The 18859-nt window shown below is 37.4% G+C and carries 15 protein-coding genes; 8 read left to right on the top strand and 7 right to left on the bottom strand.

Annotated elements, in window-relative coordinates; translation table 11 throughout:
* Nucleotides 1-8: 8 nt before the first annotated feature.
* From ABFY81_RS17675 to ABFY81_RS17655, 5 genes are all read right to left on the bottom strand, one after another.
* Nucleotides 9-290: a hypothetical protein gene (locus ABFY81_RS17675; protein ID WP_019458664.1), complete on the bottom strand. Its 282-nt coding sequence runs from the start codon at nucleotides 288-290 to the stop codon at nucleotides 9-11.
* 181 nt (nucleotides 291-471) lie between these two features.
* The gene (locus ABFY81_RS17670; protein WP_077163398.1) at nucleotides 472-846 is read right to left on the bottom strand and encodes a hypothetical protein; all 375 of its coding nucleotides are present in this window, start codon (nucleotides 844-846) and stop codon (nucleotides 472-474) included.
* 161 nt (nucleotides 847-1007) lie between these two features.
* Entirely contained in the window at nucleotides 1008-1478 is a 471-nt protein-coding gene (locus ABFY81_RS17665) for a hypothetical protein (RefSeq protein WP_019458662.1), read from the bottom strand.
* A gap of 409 nt (nucleotides 1479-1887) precedes the next feature.
* Nucleotides 1888-2139, bottom strand: coding sequence for a hypothetical protein (locus ABFY81_RS17660; RefSeq protein WP_016804989.1), 252 nt, complete (start codon nucleotides 2137-2139; stop codon nucleotides 1888-1890).
* Between the two features lie 307 nt (nucleotides 2140-2446).
* Nucleotides 2447-3682, bottom strand: a complete 1236-nt coding sequence (locus ABFY81_RS17655; RefSeq protein WP_004701012.1) for a mechanosensitive ion channel domain-containing protein — start codon at nucleotides 3680-3682, stop codon at nucleotides 2447-2449.
* Between the two features lie 327 nt (nucleotides 3683-4009).
* Between ABFY81_RS17655 and ABFY81_RS17650 the strand changes: the two genes are divergently transcribed.
* The 8 genes from ABFY81_RS17650 to ABFY81_RS17615 all read left to right on the top strand — a co-directional run bounded on the left by ABFY81_RS17650 (nucleotide 4010) and on the right by ABFY81_RS17615 (nucleotide 16959).
* Entirely contained in the window at nucleotides 4010-4957 is a 948-nt protein-coding gene (locus ABFY81_RS17650) for a metal-dependent hydrolase (RefSeq protein WP_347914297.1), read from the top strand.
* Nucleotides 4958-5320: 363 nt separating this feature from the next.
* Nucleotides 5321-6325 carry a 2,3-diaminopropionate biosynthesis protein SbnA gene (gene sbnA, locus ABFY81_RS17645; protein WP_068935434.1) on the top strand — a complete coding sequence of 335 codons (1005 nt, stop codon included), beginning with the start codon at nucleotides 5321-5323 and terminating at the stop codon, nucleotides 6323-6325.
* 21 nt (nucleotides 6326-6346) lie between these two features.
* Nucleotides 6347-7360, top strand: coding sequence for a 2,3-diaminopropionate biosynthesis protein SbnB (gene sbnB, locus ABFY81_RS17640; RefSeq protein WP_309453984.1), 1014 nt, complete (start codon nucleotides 6347-6349; stop codon nucleotides 7358-7360).
* 71 nt (nucleotides 7361-7431) lie between these two features.
* Nucleotides 7432-9072, top strand: a complete 1641-nt coding sequence (locus ABFY81_RS17635; RefSeq protein ID WP_347914316.1) for an IucA/IucC family protein — start codon at nucleotides 7432-7434, stop codon at nucleotides 9070-9072.
* Between the two features lie 3 nt (nucleotides 9073-9075).
* Nucleotides 9076-10281: an MFS transporter gene (locus ABFY81_RS17630; protein WP_347914296.1), complete on the top strand. Its 1206-nt coding sequence runs from the start codon at nucleotides 9076-9078 to the stop codon at nucleotides 10279-10281.
* On the top strand, nucleotides 10278-13805 hold the full coding sequence (locus ABFY81_RS17625; RefSeq protein ID WP_347914295.1) for an IucA/IucC family protein: 3528 nt from the start codon (nucleotides 10278-10280) through the stop codon (nucleotides 13803-13805). Before ABFY81_RS17630 ends, ABFY81_RS17625 begins: the two co-directional genes overlap by 4 nt.
* The gene (locus ABFY81_RS17620) at nucleotides 13798-14571 is read left to right on the top strand and encodes an aldolase/citrate lyase family protein (RefSeq protein WP_347914294.1); all 774 of its coding nucleotides are present in this window, start codon (nucleotides 13798-13800) and stop codon (nucleotides 14569-14571) included. The genes ABFY81_RS17625 and ABFY81_RS17620 overlap by 8 nt, the downstream gene beginning before the upstream one ends.
* A gap of 153 nt (nucleotides 14572-14724) precedes the next feature.
* Entirely contained in the window at nucleotides 14725-16959 is a 2235-nt protein-coding gene (locus ABFY81_RS17615) for a TonB-dependent receptor (RefSeq protein WP_347914293.1), read from the top strand.
* Between the two features lie 65 nt (nucleotides 16960-17024).
* Here ABFY81_RS17615 and ABFY81_RS17610 read toward each other — a convergent pair whose 3' ends face one another.
* Together ABFY81_RS17610 and ABFY81_RS17605 are read right to left on the bottom strand one after the other, a co-directional pair.
* Nucleotides 17025-17579 (bottom strand): TetR family transcriptional regulator, encoded by a 555-nt coding sequence (locus ABFY81_RS17610; protein ID WP_347914292.1) that lies wholly within the window; start codon nucleotides 17577-17579, stop codon nucleotides 17025-17027.
* A 671-nt stretch (nucleotides 17580-18250) separates the two neighbouring features.
* Nucleotides 18251-18853 carry a M15 family metallopeptidase gene (locus ABFY81_RS17605; protein WP_107972326.1) on the bottom strand — a complete coding sequence of 201 codons (603 nt, stop codon included), beginning with the start codon at nucleotides 18851-18853 and terminating at the stop codon, nucleotides 18251-18253.
* Between the last annotated feature and the right edge of the window lie 6 nt (nucleotides 18854-18859).

Below are 18859 nucleotides of genomic sequence, written 5' to 3'. Positions count from 1 at the left end.
TCAAAAAATTATTGATCTAAAATTTCCCAATCAGTTCCAATTTGTGCCAAAGCAGGTAGTTCATCACTATTAAAAACATTATTTTTACTATCAATAGCGAATCGATAGAGTGGAACTGAATCTGCCTCCGTTTTTTTAAAAAAACTAAAATCTTCGTTGATATGGATTAAGTCCTCTGAGCTATTATCTACTGCTATTTTACTTTTACCCACACCTAAAGGTATATGTATATAACTTTCACAAGTAACATGAACTCTATTGCCATCCAAATCTTGATATGAACATTTCATATTTAAGCCTTTCAATAATTTTTATAGATGTGTAGGAAAACTTAACATGCTATGAACATAAGTTATGGATTTTTTTATGATGTAATTGTTTAAGTATGTATATCATGTTGAAAAGTGAACTGTTTTCTCTAATTAGGATTGATAGAAATTTTCAAAAAAGCACCGTTATCGGTGCTTTTTGTTATTTACACTTTCCATGAGGACTGTTTATTTCTTCTTTTAAAGAATCAATATCCATTTTAATTAATTCTTTATCATTTGCTAGTTCTCGACCAGATTTCTTCATGAAGGTTTTATACTCCTTAAATCTAGCAATAAGAAATTCATTATATTGTAGTTCAGATTGCATATAAGTACATTCTATTGAATCTAGCTTTTTTCTTTGTGCACTAGTTAAATTTTTGTTCGCATTCTTTTTTATAAAAGTATCTCTTTGTGCTTGAGCTGTATAGAATTTTTCTAAATGACTATGATATTCCTCTTCAAAACTTGTGTGTGAAGCAGCCATACTATTAGTACAAATAAGTAAGCCCAAGATAAAAACTCTTGATTTCATAATATATAATATTCACTTATCATAATTAAAAAGTGCATATTATAAGACAATCATGATCAAATAAAGTAAATAAGTTATATAAAGAAAACCGCCCCAGAAGGCGGTTGCTGAAATTTTCCAGCGATTATAAAAGTGCGGTGGATACACACTTTTATAGGACTTTAGACTAGATTTATTTTTTTATTATTTTTCTTATACTCTTCAGAATTAAAATAATTTTCGATCATTCTGACGTTTTCTTCGGATACTGCTTTTTTATTTTCCAGTACCCTCTGGGCTTCTTTTTTTACATCAAAGTCTGCGGCCATAATACTTGAAAGTGGTGGAAGTTTTGGCTGCCCACCTATCGTAATTTTTTCAATAAAGCTTGCTAACCACATAATATATTCACCCTTATTTTTATATTTAGGCATTAAGCTCATGTCGATTTTAATGCTGCATTCATTTAAAGGTTTACTTAAGCACTCTTCAAAATCTATAAAATTATATTTCAGTTTACAGGGAGTGCCCTTTATCTCTTTTCGAATAATGCTGACTAAATTATTCAGTTGTTCAATCAGGTTGTCAGAAAATAATTTATCTTCTTCAAATCTTTTATAGATCTTTTCGGCAATTGTTATAAATTTTGGCATGGTTCCTTCCCTCTTATTCTAACTTTTTTGTTAGACCGATTTTTAAGGAAGTATGATGGATATATCATTTCAGTATGTAAGTGTTGAAATGGCAAGTGTAATCAATAAGAGTGTTATGAAACCTGTTCCCATAACTCACCACAGCAAATAATTAAAATGCAAAATTCATCACAATTTATATGCGGAAAAATTTTATATTTGGTAATAATTTTCTAAAAAAATTAAGCTCATCAATAATATTATTTGACCTAAGTTTTTTCTGATATGTTAGCTAAAAATAGAATATAGGAATATTTGAATTATTTTCATTTACTGCCTTGCTGAATAACGAGGTGATTTAGTCGAAGAATAAAAGTTAACCCTATATTCAGCAAGGTCTTCTATGGTTTATATTTTAGATTGATGCAGCTTATGCACTACTTAGCGCTGCTTCAAACATTTCAATAATTGCTTTGGCTCCTTCAGCCTTTTGCCTTGCGTCTTGATCATCGAAGATAACCGTTTCATCATTGAGTTCACTCACATATCGCCGGGCTTCGTCTAGAGCTCTCCTTAATTTTTGTACTTTGTGTTTGTTTACGTCTTTGGCAATGGTTGGCGCATATCCTCCACGTTTTGCGTTTTTAAGTTGTCTAGCTCTGTTCTCTATTGCTGTAGCCATTCAAACACTCCAACTCACCTAACAAATTTTAGTAAAGCAACTTTATTGTTTGTTATTCTTAAACATTTAGTATTTTCTTTGTTTAAAGTGTCAAATTCGTTACTTAAGCCTCACTCCTGAAAAATTTTTGATCGAGTTTGCTTAAAAATCAGTCTTTTCTAAGTTATGAAACGCGCATAACTCATATAGTCAATTTATACCGCTATTTAATAATAATTTTCCAAAAATATTTATAAATTAATGTATAAAAATATTAAAAAAATGCTATCTACTTGAAAATTCAAAGAAGATAGCATTCTTATACCACTTACTCTACTGTAAGTTTTTGAAAATCATGGCCTGATGGTGCCTGATACACTCTTAAACCAAACTCAGGCAAAATCGCGATGAGATGGTCAAAAATGTCGGACTGAATTGCTTCATAAGAAACCCATGCAGTGGTATTAGTAAAGGCATAAATCTCTAGTGGTAGACCTTCACTCGTCGGTTGTAATTGACGAACAATTAAAGTTTGATTTTGTGCGATTCCTTTGTGCTGACGCAAATAGAATTCAACATACGCTCTAAATGTTCCGATATTGGTTAAACGTCTTTTGTTATAACGAGACTGACTACCTAAATGCTTATTGAACTCATCAATCTCAGATTGTTTAGCATTGAGGTATTGATCTAACAATAGAAAATCTTTTAGCTTTTGCTGCTCTTCTTCAGTCATGAAGTGCACACTACTCTGGTCAATGAAAAGCGAACGCTTCATACGACGGCATCCAGCGTTACTCATACCGCGCCAGTTTTTAAAAGTGTCTGTAACAAGTTTATTGGTTGGAATAGTGGTATAGGTTTTATCAAAGTTTTGTACGGTTACAGTATGTAGTGAAATATCAATCACATCACCATCGGCATTTAACGACGGCATTTCAATCCAGTCCCCTATACGTACCATGTCATAAGAAGCAATTTGTACACTCGCGACCAATGACAAAATCGTATTTTGGAAAACCAACATTAATACGGCTGCCATCGCACCAAAACCAGCAAGCAAGGTAAATACATCCTTTTTAAGGAATGTACCTAAAATCATTAAACCACAGACTACAAACAAGATGAGTTTAACGAGTTGCAAATAGCCCTTAATCGGCTTGTTTCTAGATTTTGGATTACGTTGATAGATTAAATTAAATATATTTAATAATTCACTGATCGTGAGCGCAATAGTCAGGAAAATAAATGCTTGCGCACCCATCTGTACCAAAGCAATTGCTTTTTCAGATAAGTGTGGAACGGTGGTAATACCATTCATAATCACAATAGCAGGAACAATATTGGCAAACCGCTTTATGACACTATGTTGAGCAAAGACAGATTGATTAAGTGACTTGATTTTAGTCACTAAATGACGAATACCCCGAACAATAATTCGCTTAGCAATGAAGTTTGCCAATGCAGCAAATAGAATTAAAATTGTGAGTGAAACTATCATTTCTAGCCAAGGATAATTGCTTAACTCAGCCTGAAGATCTCGATAATAATTAAAAAAATTCAAACCTCTACACCTTAAAACTTTATTTTCAATAATTTTAAAGTGTTCGTGTGCTATAGATTAAGACTTGTTTACATATGTCGTCATAAATACAACACGTCTATAATACTTAATCGCTAAATTAGATTAATTTATGGAAATATGATTCATACAGGCAATAAGCTTAAATTTTTAGAAAGTTCTTAAATAATTTTTAACTCAAAGCCGCTTTTATCTTTGTAGACCATCTAAATCAGATTTTTGTCCTTTAAGCACATGGTGAATAAATTTACCTAATGCTAAAAATTAGCCATTCGCATTAAATCAAAAATTATGAATGGAGTGACATCTATGCTCACAGGGAATCATCAACTTAAAGCAAGAAAAGTATATTTCGACTTTTCAGAGTCATCTGTATGTTGGATGCCAAATGACCCTCTGTGTTCACATGTTGCTAATGGCATAAATATGCTTTTGCCTGCGGGTGAGTTTTGGTTCTGCCGAGTGTTCAATAAAACTCTACCCTACATTAACGACGAAAAATTAAAACAAGAGGTCGTTGGTTTTGTACGTCAAGAAGCAGCTCATGCTCGTGCCCATGAAAAAGCGCAAGACTTTTTAAGGGAGCATGGCTACGACATTCAAGATTCTCTCAATCGTGCTCATCTGGTTTTTAATATTTTATTAGGTGACAAACCTCTTGGTATTCCTTTTTTAAAAGGTGAGAAAGTTGAGGAGTATTGGTTACTATTCCGAGTCGGTGTAATTGCTGCAATTGAGCACTTTACCGGAACAATTGGTCAATGGACTCTCGATAGTAAGTCGTGGGATAAGGCAGATCCTGCGATGGCAGATTTATTCCGTTGGCATCTTGCAGAAGAAGTCGAGCATCGCTGTGTTGCCTATGACTTATTTGAGCATTTATTAACAAATAAATTTGGTTTTTATATTTCTAGGCAAGCCATCATGATGGCAGTTTTCCCATTATTTATTTATTTTCTTGCCGATTTCGCCCGTAGTCTTGGACGACAAGATTTGGAACACCAAGATATTCAAAAATTGATGCGTCGAGGTTACATTAATATTATTCGTGAGTTTGAAAAAACTGCTACTCAATCAGATAACCTACCAACAATCAAATATTTATGGAAAGCGACATTAAGATGGGTGTCTCCAAAATTTAATCCGATCCATGAAGGTGACACCGAACAAGCTTTAGCGTATATGGCTCGCTCACCTGCCGTTCAATACTTTGAACAAATGACACAACATTCTGCTACGGCTTCAACACTAAGCTAAATGCTGACCTATTTTTTGTTTTAATCAGCGCCCCTTTATAGGGGCTTTTTTTATGTAAAAAGCATTATTCACAAAATATATCCGTCATTTTTTCCAAAAGGTTACTTTTTGTTAGTGTGATCAATTTTTATAAAATAGTAAGTTCCTGCCTATCTGCTTATATTTAAAAACTTAATTTATTTAGCCTTTTACAAAATATAGATTTTATTATTCAAAGAATTAGATCAAAAAAATTAGTGAAAATTCCTATAACTCATCCTACTTTTTCTTTACAAACCGCAACAATCTTGGAATAAATCGTAATAATAATTTAATTAATAATAATTATCATTTACAACACATAAAAACCTGAGAAGATCTGCCATGATCCATGAAAATATTCTCGAATGCATAGGTAAAACGCCACTATTACAACTATCAAGGCTATTCACGCATCAATCAGTCTCAGTGATTGCGAAAATGGAATTGTTAAACCCAGGAGGAAGTATTAAAGACCGTCCAGCATTATTCATGCTAAAGGAAGGCTTAAAATCTGGAGTAATTCATAAAGATAGTCACATTGTTGAAAGTTCGTCAGGGAACTTAGCGATTGCCCTTGCAATGGCTTGCAAAATATATGGATTAAAATTTACTGCCGTTATTGACCCGAAAATTGCCTCAGCAAACCTACAAATGCTGAAGCTTTACAAAGCCAATATCGAAATGGTCTCTGAAAAAGACCAAAACGGCGGTTATTTAAAAACCCGAATTGACACCGTAAAACGGCTCTGCCAGCAACTACCAAATGCGGTTTGGATTAATCAATACGCCAATCCAAACAACTGGAAAAGCCACTATTTTGGTGAAGCAGAAGAAATCTTAAATCAAATTGATCGCAAGATTGATTACCTCGTGATCGGGGCAAGTACCTCCGGCACGATTATGGGCGTGTCTCGTCGCCTTAAAGAAAGATTTCCAGAATTAAAAGTCATCGCTGTCGATATTGTTGGCTCTGTGCTGTTCGGTGGTACATCTGGTCCACGCGAAATTCCTGGTATTGGAGCAAGTACTGTCCCAGCTCTCCTCTCCCCCGATGAAATTGATGATGTCATTTATGTAGATGACTACGAGTCGGCACTTGGTTGTAGAGAACTTCTTGAACACGAAGGAATCTTTGCAGGAGGTTCGAGCGGCTCATCAATTTCAGCCATAAAAAAATTGATTCCAACCATCCCTGAAGGTTCATGCGTCTTAACGCTTTTACCCGATCGAGGTGATCGTTATCTCGATCTGGTTTATGAAGATGAATGGTTCGAAATGATTAAAAAGCGTCACTTCAATCGAAACGTACGACGCCAAGAAAACCTTACTTTACAAAATGTTGTTTAACTTTCTCCTTAGGACATATTCATGAGCAATTTGGCTACCCTTCGCTATTTAAGTCAATCGGATTTATTAAATCTTGGCGCAAATCATAGTAATTCATTTATTGAAGCGATTACTGAAGGTTTAACCCTGCATGCAAATAAACAATTTGTACAACCCTTAAAACCGTACCTTCGCTGGCAAGGTGCAGACCATATTGCTGACCGTATTATCGCTATGCCGTGTTATTTAGGTGGTAATGACCCAATTGCCGGAATTAAGTGGATTGGTTCAAGACAACATAACCCTAAAAAATTCAATATTCCGCGTGCGAGCGCATTAATTGTTTTAAATGACTCAGAAACAAATTATCCAGTTGCAGTAATGGAAGGCAGCCTCATCAGTGCTATGCGAACTGCTGCAATTACGGGTGTTTCGATTAAGTATCTAGCAAAAAAAGACTTTTCTGACATTACCGTAATTGGCTGCGGCCCAATTGCCCAAATGCAGATTAAGACGGTGCTTGAACAATATGCTCAAGTGAAAAAAATCCATTTGTTTGATGTGAACCCTGAAGCGGCTGAAAAACTCAAAGCTTTGTTCTTATCGGAATATCCACATCTAGAAATTGAAATTCATGGCAGTGCCAAGTCTGCAATTCAGCAAGCTGATGTCCTCATTACCTGCACAGTCTCAGATAAACCTTACATTCCGTTTGAGTGGCTTAAAAAAGGCTGCTTTGTTTCAAACATTTCAATTATGGATATTGAGCCTGAAGTCTTCTTAAAAGTGGACAAAGTGATTGTAGATGACTGGGACCAATCAAACCGAGAAAAGAAAGTCATCAACGTGTTGGTTGAAGATGGCTTATTCAGCCGTGAAAAACTGCATGCCGAACTGGGCGACATCATTATTGGTCATAAAAACGGCCGCGAACACGAAGATGAAATCATTTTACTCAACCCAATGGGCATGGCGATTGATGACATTGTCTGCGCTAAGTGGTTCTTCAATGCTGCGCAAGAACAGAACGTTGGCACGGTTCTACCGCTTTTATAAGAATAGGAATAACTAAAATGTTAGATCGGATTTACACAGCACAACTACAAAAAACGATAGATGCACTCTACATGGAGAATTACGGAGATTTTAAAGATCATATTTCCTATAAAAAGCCTTATCTGGCAATTACTCTCAATGATGAGTTGGCACTCTATTTCAACTGTTTAAAAGTAGATGGTGTAAATCCTTTCTATGTTACCCAACCTGAAGTTTTGCTTCATAACCTGTTGAGTAATACAACTTCTAAAATTTCGATTTCTGAAGTTTTTAACTATTTAACCAAAGCATCTTGGTGGCCGTCACCACACCATCAAAAAGCGATTGATTACTGGCTAGATAACTTAGTAACAGCTGAAAAAATTCCTCAAATTTTACAGTCAGCCCTTTCATTTTCTTCACCTTTAATCAAAAGCGAGTTGCTATCACTAGTAGCTGACCGTCCATTTCATCCATTCGCGCACTCAAAAGGTGAACTTGCACCACTCACAACTCAAAAAGAAATTGAGGTGTACTGGTGGGCATTTAAGAAAGATGACGTGATCAATAATATGGAGTCGATTCTTCATAAAGAGCTTCTGTTAGCAGAAGCTGAGGAAAGTCTGATTGCTGACAAAATGGCTCAGCTTTCAGATGACTACTTAGCCCTACCTTTGCTAGAGACTCAACATCGCTATTTAAAGTTTGATGAAAATAAGTACGGTGGTATTGACCTAAATCATGTCACCACAATTGGTTTACCGACATCTTCTTTAAGAACGCTTATTCACAATGCAAACCCTACTCTGCATTTAAAACTCTCGACCAATGCCAAAACATTAGGTGCGATCCGCTCTATGCCGGGCCGTTATTTAATGAATGGGCATACGGCGTATGATTTTTTAAATGAAGTCATTAATGAAACTGCTTTAATAAAAAATCGTCTCATTTTGAGTAATGAAACGCACTGGTGGGTGCTGGGTAAACAAGAGCCGATTGTAAAAAATTTAGGTGTAATCGGCTGCCAAGTCCGACATTTACCGAATATTTGCCAAGACAAAAACGTCACCCCAATCACTATGTCAGCTTTAAGCTGTACCTATGTTGACCCTTGGGAAACGTTAGGCGTTGAAGGTGACAAATGGACATTACTAAAAGACTTAAGCGTTCATTTTATTCAAACATTTTTAACGCTTTGGGCAAAAGGCATCATGCCTGAATGCCACGGGCAAAACACCATGGTGTGTTATGAAAATAATAAGTTGAAATGCTTTATTTTGCGTGACCACGATACCTTAAGAATATGTACCACAGCCATTGAAGAAAGTGGTTTTACACCTCCGATCTATACCATTGATACCAGTACACCGAATAATCTTATATTTACTAAAAATGAGGACTTATTTAATTATTTCATTACATTAGGGATTCAAATTAACCTCTACCCGATTGCTCTAGCTACCTTGAAATATACGGATCGTACAGAAAGCGATTTTTGGGAGATGGTTCAAGACATTATTCAAGATTTTGTAGAAACCCAACCCATTTCAGAGCGAACAAAATCACAAATTCAAACTTATTTTTTTGACAATAAGACTTGGTCATTCAAACAGTTACTTACGCCTTTACTTGCGCAAGAAAGCGACTCAACAGGCATGCCAAGTAAAATCGGAACTACGCCAAACCCTTATCACAGCTTATCTGTTTCTAGCTATGAGACCATGGATATCTAAATCATGCGCTCATCTCGCCTAGATCATTTCATTATTTTGCTCTGTCAGTTTTTTTCCACTTTTGGGCTTATGGTGCTGATTCCAATCATGCCGCTCTATATGGAAAAACTGACGGCGCATATGAGTACTCCAACTATCTGGGCAGGTTTAGCACTCGCGGCTCCGGCTATTGGCAGTTTATTTACAGCACCAATTGTGGGACACCTATCCGACACATTCGGCCATAAAAAAGCCTTGTTACTTTCACTGGCTGGTTTCTGTATTTCAATACTGCTCATGGCGAGCGCCCAGCATTTATACCTATTTATTTTTGCGCGAATTTTACTCGGGTTTTGCGGTCTGTCCGTGATTTTAAATGCTTACGTTTCATATCTCTCGAATGAGCAACAACGAGGCGCCGCTTTTGGACAACTACAAAGTAGTGTTGCACTCGCTTGCCTATGTGGTCCCGTACTCGGCGGGATATTTATGGATCAATGGCGAGTTGAAATATTACTCAACGCGACAGCATTTGTTGTGATGACACTCATTGTGATCGCGTCATTTGTACTAACCACTCCTGTTAAAACTGAGGCGCCAAAAACCAAAGAGAAATCCAAACTTCCAGATTTCTTTGATAGAACGATTTTTTCATGGTTAAGCGCTGGCATTTTAGTTCAAGCGGGCGGCTTTGGTTTGGTTTCTTGCTTCGTTTTGTACATTAGTGAAATAAGCCAAAGCACTCACTCTTCGTTATCTGCAGCAAGCTTAACAGGAACTATTCATGCGCTTTCATGGGGAGCAGCCTTTATTGCTGCGACCTATTGGGGAAAACGAAATGATGATAAAGGAGACTCTTTTAATAACTTCATTTACGCGTCTTTAATTTGCGGCATCACGATTTTCGCATTGATCTGGGTTTCGAATATTTGGCTAGTTCTTATATTACGACTCATACAAGGCTTTTGCTTTGCAGCCCTTATTCCTTCGATCTTACACACCATTTCTTTAAAAGCTGGCGCTCAAAGCCAAGGAAAAGTGATTGGTATTTCTAACAGTGCCTTTGTCTTAGGACAGCTTATTGGCCCAATCACCATCACGCTCACCTACTCATTTTTCAATATTACCGCGGCATTAATCTGCACCTCACTATTTTTTATCGGTGCGGGATTAGTGGTGATTTTGAATAGATTTTTAATGGATACAATTTTAAAAGAGGCACAAGAATGAACTCAATTATTACAACAGATGCATGGTCTTATAAACTTTTCGAACAGTACCTGAATACTTTCTTTCGTGAACTCAAAGTGAATCTTGAAGAATGCATTATTCCAGCTCAAGACTCTCCTTTATTCACCCTATATGCAGAGCAACCAGACACCCTATGTTTTGCTTATACATTTCATGCATCTAACACGGTTGTTTATGGCGCAGTTCAGCACTTATCAACTACGGGTTATCACAGATATCAACGTGGTTTTGTTCTGCAAAATTTAAACGACAATACGTTTGACTCGCTCACCGACCCTAAACAGTTAGTGAAGCTGATTACAGATGAACTGAATAGCTTATTTAAAGATAAAAACCAAAATAAGAATCTGTATTCAGATATTGCCAATAGTATAGAGAACACAAAATTCTTTTTAGAAAATAAGCCATCTCAAACAGTAACTAAAGCGTTAAGTGGTTTTCAGGCAACCGAACAAGGGATGTTATATGGGCATCCTTTTCATGTGACCTCTAAGGCCAATCTAGGTTTTTCTAAAGAGGACATGAAAAAGTATAGCCCTGAGCTAGGCGCAAGTTTTCAACTCCATTACTTTGCAGTTCATTCGTCTTTAATCCAAAAACTAGTCAGCGAAACCGAACGTTCTCACCATATTGAAGATGAAGTTTTAGAAGCAGCAAAAGATCGTTTGCAAGAGAAATTCACTAATTATGAACTCATGCCAACGCATCCGTGGCAAGCTAATTTCTTACTTCAACATCCATCTTTAAAGAAACATTTAGACAGCCAAGACGTGATCTATCTGGGAGCTTTGGGTCAAACCGTATGGCCAACCTCATCTGTTCGCACAGTGTGGTTACCTCAATCGAACCTATTCTTAAAGCTATCAATTGATGTACGAATTACCAGTTTCATTCGTAATAACCCAATGGATGAAATGGAACGTGCCATTGATGCGAGCAAAATTATTATTAATCACAAGATTAACGAGCAATATCCCGACCTTGTGATTCTGCCGGAACTAGAGGCGAAAACAGTCAAAATTCCTGAGCTTGAAAGTTCATTTGGCATTATTTATAGAGCGGGACTTCCACCAGAGGTATTAGAAAATACCCGAATGCTCGGCGGCTTGGTTGAAGAAAACGAAAACCATGAAATCCCACTTTTAAGCTTTATTCAGCAAGCTGCACCGAATCAAAACTTACAATCGAACGATGCCAAAGACTTCATTACTTTCTGGTGGAAACAGTACGTTAAAGTTTCGCTCATTCCATTAATTGAGTTGTTTGCAAATAAAGGCATTAGCGTAGAAGCGCACATGCAAAACAGCTTAATGGAATTTAAAAATGGCTATCCACATCGTCTTATTCTTCGAGATATGGAAGGCATTAGCATTGTTCCAGAAATGATAGAAGACGACTCATCTATTTCTGAAGATAGTACCGTTTGGTTCTCTCAAAAAGATGCATGGACCTTTTTAAAATATTACCTCGTAATCAATCACATTGCCCATCTCATCAGTGCAATTGCACGCGTTACGGCCATTGAAGAATCTGAACTTTGGCAAGCCACACGCCTTACGCTCACACAAGAAAACTTTACTGCCAAAGGCCAACAGTATCGCGATTTATTAATTCATTCACTCACATTACCAATCAAGGCAAATATGTTAAATACGCTCTACCACAGTGGTGGCAATCCAATCTGGATTGAAGTTGAAAACCCTATTTATAAATATCGCGGCGCAGAAGCACTTTGCCCTCTTCAACCAACACAACAAACCAATTATAAAACCCTTGCGGAAAATCGCGTGATGGGTCAATTACTAGAAGCACTCATTTTTGAAAATACTTTTAAATACGATTTTTCTAAAGGTCAGATCAAGTTCTATATTTCCGATACCGTCTTTTATACCTGTGCGGCTAAACGACACTTTAGTTTTAAACGAATTAAGTTAGATCCTTCAAGCTTAATCCGTTCTGATATTACGTTAGATGCTGAAACTCACCCTAACTTAAAAACACTACTTGCTGACCTAAAAAATATTATTGAAGCAGACCCTGTTAAATGGCAAAACTTTAATGATGAACTCAATTTAACTTACGTTAAGCATGCGCAAACTTTGAGCCAAGCCCCTACTCAACCTTTAAGAACCTTGCCTTACCTAGAACAAGAAGCCCGAATTACCAATGCACATTTATATCACCCGAGCTTTAAGTCTCGTATCGGCTTCGATTTAAAAGAAAATCAAAAATATGCACCCGAGCTTTCTGAAGGTTTTACGGTTCAATGGGCTGCGACTCATAACAGTTTATGCAAACTGGTTTTAAGTGAAACCATTAACTTAGAGCAGCTTTATCAACAGCATTTTTCAGAGAAAGATCTACAAACTATTAATGATCAATTGAAAGAGCAAAATGTAGATTTTAAAGATTATATCCTCACCCCAATTCATCCGTGGCAGTGGAATAAAATTATTGAATTATATTATCAAGATGCAATCAGCAACCAACTGATCATTCCGTTAGATATTGAAGGTCCGACTTATTTACCACAGCAATCGATTCGAACCTTATCGAATATTAGTGATATCTCGGCGCTTTCTCTCAAGTTGGCAATGAACTTAGTCAATACTTCTACCTCTCGTGTATTGGCACCGCATACCGTTCAAAATGCTGCGAAAATGAGTGACTGGCTTTATAACATTGTTGAGCAAGATCATATTTTAGAAAAACAGCGCAAGCCTGTTATTTTAAGAGAGATTGGCGGTCTTTCAGTTAACCAGCCGATTGCTTTACCTGTTCAATACGGCGCACTAGCCTGCATTTGGCGCGAAAGTATTTACAGCTACTTAAAAGAAGGTGAATCGGCCACGCCTGTAACAGGGTTGATGCAAGTTGATACAGACCAAAAACCTCTCATTGATGAGTGGATTCAAGAGTACGGTATCGAGTTCTGGTTAGAAAAATTACTCACCAATGCTTATTTACCAATCATGCATACTTTATGGTGCCACGGCCTCGCTTTAGAGTCACATGCACAAAACATGGTACTGATTCATAAAAATGGCTTACCAGTTAAAGCGGCTTTGAAAGATTTCCACGATGGAATTCGTTTCAGCCGCCATCTTTTACGTGAGCCAGAGCTTTTACCTAACTTGCAAGATGCACCTAAAGAACATGCCAAAATTAACCCGAACTCATTCTTAGAAACCCACTCTCCAAATGAGTTAAGAGACTTTACTCAAGATGCGCTTTGGTTTGTAAATCTGGCTGAGTTAGCGATTTTCTTAAATGAACATTATGACTTCGATGAAATCAAATTCTGGACCATGTTAAGAACCATCATCAATCAGCATAAAGAAGCTCATCCAGAGTTTAGCGAACGATATGAATTGTTTAACTTTACAGATGACACCATTGATATTGAACAGCTCGCAAGCCGCCGTTTCCTTCCGGAAATTCGCTTAAGAGTACAAACCACACCAAACCCGCTCAGTCTTATTAAGGAAATTGAATATGAATAAGCATTCGATTTCTTTTAAGAAACGAATAGCAAATGGTGAGACGCTCTACGGAATATTTTGTTCCGTAGCTTCTCCGATTAATGTTGAACAACTGGCACTTGCGGGCTATGACTTTATTATTATCGACTTGGAACATACTTTATTTAGTACGTCTCAAGTCGAGACCATGATTTTAGCCGCTAGAGCTATGAGCCTTGATGTGTTTGTAAGAGTACCTTTAAACGCTAACCACCTCGTACTACCTCTGCTCGATGCAGGGGTAACGGGCATTGTGTTTCCACGTATTGAAAATGCTCAGCAGGCTCAACAGGCGGTGAACTATTGCCACTATATGCCGCTTGGGCAAAGAGGACTCAACTCGACAAGGTTAAATCGATACGGCATGGACGATTTAGCGAGTTTTGTTCAACAGGCTGCAAACGAGACTGTTGTCATTGCTATGATTGAAAGCTTAGAAGGACTAGAACAACTTGATGAAATATTAAAAGTCGAAGGCATTGATATTATTCTTGAAGGGGCTGCGGACCTTTCTCAATCGATGGGAATACCATGGCAAACCAGCCATCCAAAGGTGAAAGAAAAAGTTCAAGAGATGTATACAAAGACTAAAAATAGTCAAAAGCATTTCTGTGCTATTCCTCGACAACCTGAAGATATTGCAGCTTGGAAACAACAATCCGTTCAGCTTTTTGTACTCGGCGATGACCGAAGCATTATTCGCCGTGCCCATCAAAATCATCTAAATTCCTTTAAGAGCATTTCATGACTGTTCACATCTTTTTAGGGGAATAAAAGCCTATTCCCCTAATTCATTGAATAAATTTCAAATATATTATTTTAAAGCAATTAATAATATTGTTAATTACAATGATTCTCATTTATAATTCGGTCAATTTAAAATCACTCTCAGGGCGAGACAATGGGAAATAAGAAAAGTAATAAGCTTTTAACGAGGAAATCTGAAGTTAAAAATATCATTCCACTTCTTTCACTTGGTGGAGCCATTATTCTTTCAAACTCAGCATTTGCAGCTTCAACTTCTGACACCGCAGAAACAGAAAAAAAGCCTGAAGCCCTACCTACCATTACCATTACCGCTTCACGTGCAGATGAACTTTCTACTTCGGCCAAGCAAGTCACCAAGCTTGATGAAAAACAAATTGAACTTTTAAAAAATGGTTCGTCTGGAAACATTGCGACTGTTTTAGCCAAAGCCGTACCGGGCCTATCGGACTCAAGCCGAACCATTACCGATTATGGTCAAACTTTACGTGGCCGTAATGCGCTTATTTTGGTGGATGGCGTTCCTATGAACCTTACACGTGATACAGCGAGAGGACTTTCAGCCATTGACCCTGAAAGTATTGCCAACATTGAAGTAATTCGTGGTAGTAACGCAATTTATGGTGGCGGCGCAGCGGGCGGTATTATTTCAATTACTACAAAAGCTGCGGGCGGTGAACCTACGGCTAAAACCGTCGTTGGACTTCAAACACCACTTACAAATCTGCGTTCTAATGCTTTAAGTGGCGATATTCACCAGTATTTTACGGGCAGTTTTAACGCTTTTGACTATGCGCTCGACTTTGGTTATCAACGTATTGGTAGCCCATACGATGCAAGTGGTGACCGTGTTGCACCAGAACCAAGTCAGGGCGACCTTTACGATTCAAATGGTTATAGCATCGGTGGTAAGCTGGGTTACCACATTGATGACAACCAATATCTACAGTTTGCTGCAAACTACTATAATGCCGAGCAAGACTCAGATTATGCATCTGACCCAAGTGTAAAAAAAGCTCCAGCAGGAACTGTGCCAGCCAAAGCGATTAAAGGCTTAAAGCTCAAAGACCAAAATAAAAACGAAAACCAAATCTACAATTTGACCTATAACCATAAAGACTTTTTTGGTAATAAGGTTGATGCTCAAATTTATTACCGCGACTTCTTTACCCGTTTTTCACCGTTTGATGCCCGTGCAAATGCCAACCGTGGTAAACAAGTCGACCAGATTTATCAAGAAAATAACGTACTCGGTAGCCGCTTAACCGTGACCACTCCCCTTGAGTTTTTAGGTGATACCTCATTGGTTTGGGGTGGTGACTTTAGCCGCGAAAAAAGCGAAATGCCTTTAGATATTTTCGACCCTAATATTTATGACCAATCTGGCGGTTTAGAGTTTGTAAAAATCGGAAAACTGATTTATTTACCTGAACTGACCACGCAAAGTGTCGGTGGTTTTGTGCAGTTAAAACACCGCTTTAATGACCAATGGTCAGCAGAAGCTGGTACACGCTATGAAGATAGCTATGCCCAAATTGATAGCTTTGTTCCATTATCACAATTAGGCAAAACCAACCCTTACACGGTTCCGGGTGGAAAAGTAAAAGCTGATGCATGGTTGTACAATGCTAATGTGACTTTCTCACCAAACGACCAGCACTCGATTTATGCATCGTTTAACCAAGGTTTTCAGTTACCTGATGTCGGTTTAATTATTCGTAATGCTGGTGAAGGTTTTAACCTTGGTTCGTCATTCTTAGAGCCTGTAAAAGTTGATAACTACGAACTCGGCTGGAAAGGTAACTTTAATAACTTCTCGTCAAGCTTAGCGGTATTCCACTCTACTTCTGACTTAGGTGCTGTGCAATCATTCAACAATGGTTTAGTCCTCGCCCGAACCAAAGAGAAAGTTACTGGGGTTGAAGCAACGCTTGACTATCTTGATGATGCTAATGTTTGGGGAACTGGCGGTAGTGTTACGTGGATGAAAGGCCGTGAAAAACCTCAAAACGGTTCTGAACAAGACATGACAGGTTTCCGTATTCCACCATTAAAACTCACAGCTTATGTTTCTTATAGTCCAACTGAAACTTGGACGAACCGATTACAAGCAACTTACTTCGGTTCAGAAGATTACCGTCTAAATGGTGTAAATAGTTTTGGTCGCTACGATGTAAAATCTTATACCACAGCAGATTTGATCAGCAGCTTTGCGCTGAACAAGAAAGACACCATGACCATTGGTTTAGAAAACATGTTTAACCGCAAGTACTACCCGCTTTATAGCCAATTACTAAGAACGAGCGATAACACTAGCCACTTACTTGCAAATGGTATAACGCTTAAAGTGACTTATAGCCATAAGTGGTAAGAACTTTGGTTAGACCCTAATACAGTAAAAGCCCCAACTTCGGGGCTTTTATTATCTTGAGTATTTTATAAAAACATCGCTATAAAATATTGGAATTGCTTGTCTCTTTCATCTACATCGGTATGACTCTGCCTTTGAATAATAGCACCTTCAATCATCTGTAAAAATAGTTTAGCTTCATCATACGAAGTATATGCTTTAAGCATTCTTAGCTGACTATAGATTTCATTGGTGAGCCACATTCTATATCTCACCGCAGTTTGATAAGCGTTTGGATAATTATTTTTAGTTTCAAAAATGGTTTTCAATAACAGGTAATACGGCCCTTCTAAGTCAGTATGCAAGTCATAAAGTATTTTGAGTTTGTCTCTCACACTTGAGTCTTGGTCATATTCCACCGTTGCAACGACTTTGTCTTGAAGACGTTGTTTTTGCACAAGTAGACAGATTTCAATAAACCGCGCTTTGGACTGAAAGTAATGATAAAACGTCATTTTTGTAATTCCAGACTCTTTCACTATTCTGTCAACACCAACAAGGTGAAATCCGTATTGATGGAATAAATGAATTGCCTGATTCACAACTTTTAAAGCACGTGTAGAAAGTACTAAAGGTGACATATTTGTACCGTTTAAAATAATTTTTTGTTGTATGTAAAAGAGATAGAAATGCCGTCACTCTTAAATTGAGTGCTAAAAACGGGCATGCAGAAGCAGCACAATAAAGGTATGCTCGCCTATCTCGGGTTTATTGTTGCTATGATTTTTGAGTCGTAACGATTCTTAAGGTGCAGAAAACCTAGAGTCGATTAAACCGATTTCGAGAGTATTTAAATGGTATAAATAGAGAGAGTTTGGCAAAGGCCAATAAATGAGAAGAATTAGTACGCATAGCGGACTCCTAGATGAAATAGAAGTTCTACCAGATCACTGCTAAATGATTATGGTGGCAGAACGAAGAAGGGTTAGCAGACCAGTCATCTAGGAACTGGCACGCCCGAAGGCGTCCCTCCTCCGTCCTACCGCTACGAAGGGAGACGAACGAGTTCACCACCAAAAAATTACTTTTTTGATGATCTAGATGAAAACGGTCTGCTAAAACCGACTGGCAATGTAGGCCAGCCCGCAAAGGATAGTATTCGCTTTTGTTATCGTCAAGCGTAGGAAATGACAATCGTATTAAAGTAGAGCGGTTGTGGAATAAAAAAGCCATTACTAAATTGTAATGGCTTAGAAGATAAATAGTTTTCAATTACAATACTTTATTTAAGATAAATTTAATAATTATAACTTTATGTATATATTGCCTGATTTTTCTCTTTCCGCTCTCTTAAATTCGCCAACATTTGTTCCTCTGATAAATTTTTAGCCCATAATGGTCTTAATTGAAAATGAGGTTGATCAACAATTGTTTTCCAATTACCTCCCCATTCAAGACCTAACTGCATTCCTAAAGCTCCAACAGCTTTATACTTAGGAGAATCCTTTAAGTACTCTTTGCCTTCGAATACTCCTATATCAAATGCTATACCAAAATTATGATTCGAATGACCTCCTTTTGCCTTAGTTACTATGCCATCTTCTATATTTTCAGTTCGCCCTTGTGCATAAAGCTTATCTTGTTCCGCATATGTTCTTAATCCGCTAATAACTCTAATATCTATACCAACCTCTTTCGCTTTATGAATAAGAGCTCTAGCATATACTTGTACTTCTGGCTGTAGTGTAGCAATAACTTTTTCACTTTTTGCATCTACTTGATCTGTGGGAGACAGTGGCAATTCTTTTTTGAGAATATGTGTATAAATTGCTGACCATGTTTGAGGCCCTGCTAAGCCATCCACTTCAATACCTAATTTTTGCTGTATTTCCTTAATCATTTCTATGTTTTTCATTTTTCA

This window comes from Acinetobacter sp. WA-87 (genome assembly GCF_039938935.1).
Taxonomy (GTDB): Bacteria; Pseudomonadota; Gammaproteobacteria; order Pseudomonadales; family Moraxellaceae; genus Acinetobacter; species Acinetobacter seifertii.
The sequence above is the reverse complement of the archived record's forward strand: the minus strand, read 5'-3'. Positions and strand labels throughout refer to the sequence as shown.

What these genes read in the sequence shown, in the direction of transcription:
- ABFY81_RS17675 (WP_019458664.1), bottom strand. Translation starts at nt 290, where the DNA reads ATGAAATGTTCATATCAAGATTTGGATGGCAATAGAGTTCATGTTACT.
- ABFY81_RS17670 (WP_077163398.1), bottom strand. Translation starts at nt 846, where the DNA reads ATGAAATCAAGAGTTTTTATCTTGGGCTTACTTATTTGTACTAATAGT.
- ABFY81_RS17665 (WP_019458662.1), bottom strand. Translation starts at nt 1,478, where the DNA reads ATGCCAAAATTTATAACAATTGCCGAAAAGATCTATAAAAGATTTGAA.
- ABFY81_RS17660 (WP_016804989.1), bottom strand. Translation starts at nt 2,139, where the DNA reads ATGGCTACAGCAATAGAGAACAGAGCTAGACAACTTAAAAACGCAAAA.
- ABFY81_RS17650 (WP_347914297.1), top strand. Translation starts at nt 4,010, where the DNA reads ATGCTCACAGGGAATCATCAACTTAAAGCAAGAAAAGTATATTTCGAC.
- sbnA (WP_068935434.1), top strand. Translation starts at nt 5,321, where the DNA reads ATGATCCATGAAAATATTCTCGAATGCATAGGTAAAACGCCACTATTA.
- sbnB (WP_309453984.1), top strand. Translation starts at nt 6,347, where the DNA reads ATGAGCAATTTGGCTACCCTTCGCTATTTAAGTCAATCGGATTTATTA.
- ABFY81_RS17635 (WP_347914316.1), top strand. Translation starts at nt 7,432, where the DNA reads ATGGAGAATTACGGAGATTTTAAAGATCATATTTCCTATAAAAAGCCT.
- ABFY81_RS17630 (WP_347914296.1), top strand. Translation starts at nt 9,076, where the DNA reads ATGCGCTCATCTCGCCTAGATCATTTCATTATTTTGCTCTGTCAGTTT.
- ABFY81_RS17625 (WP_347914295.1), top strand. Translation starts at nt 10,278, where the DNA reads ATGAACTCAATTATTACAACAGATGCATGGTCTTATAAACTTTTCGAA.
- ABFY81_RS17620 (WP_347914294.1), top strand. Translation starts at nt 13,798, where the DNA reads ATGAATAAGCATTCGATTTCTTTTAAGAAACGAATAGCAAATGGTGAG.
- ABFY81_RS17615 (WP_347914293.1), top strand. Translation starts at nt 14,725, where the DNA reads ATGGGAAATAAGAAAAGTAATAAGCTTTTAACGAGGAAATCTGAAGTT.
- ABFY81_RS17610 (WP_347914292.1), bottom strand. Translation starts at nt 17,579, where the DNA reads ATGTCACCTTTAGTACTTTCTACACGTGCTTTAAAAGTTGTGAATCAG.
- ABFY81_RS17605 (WP_107972326.1), bottom strand. Translation starts at nt 18,853, where the DNA reads ATGAAAAACATAGAAATGATTAAGGAAATACAGCAAAAATTAGGTATT.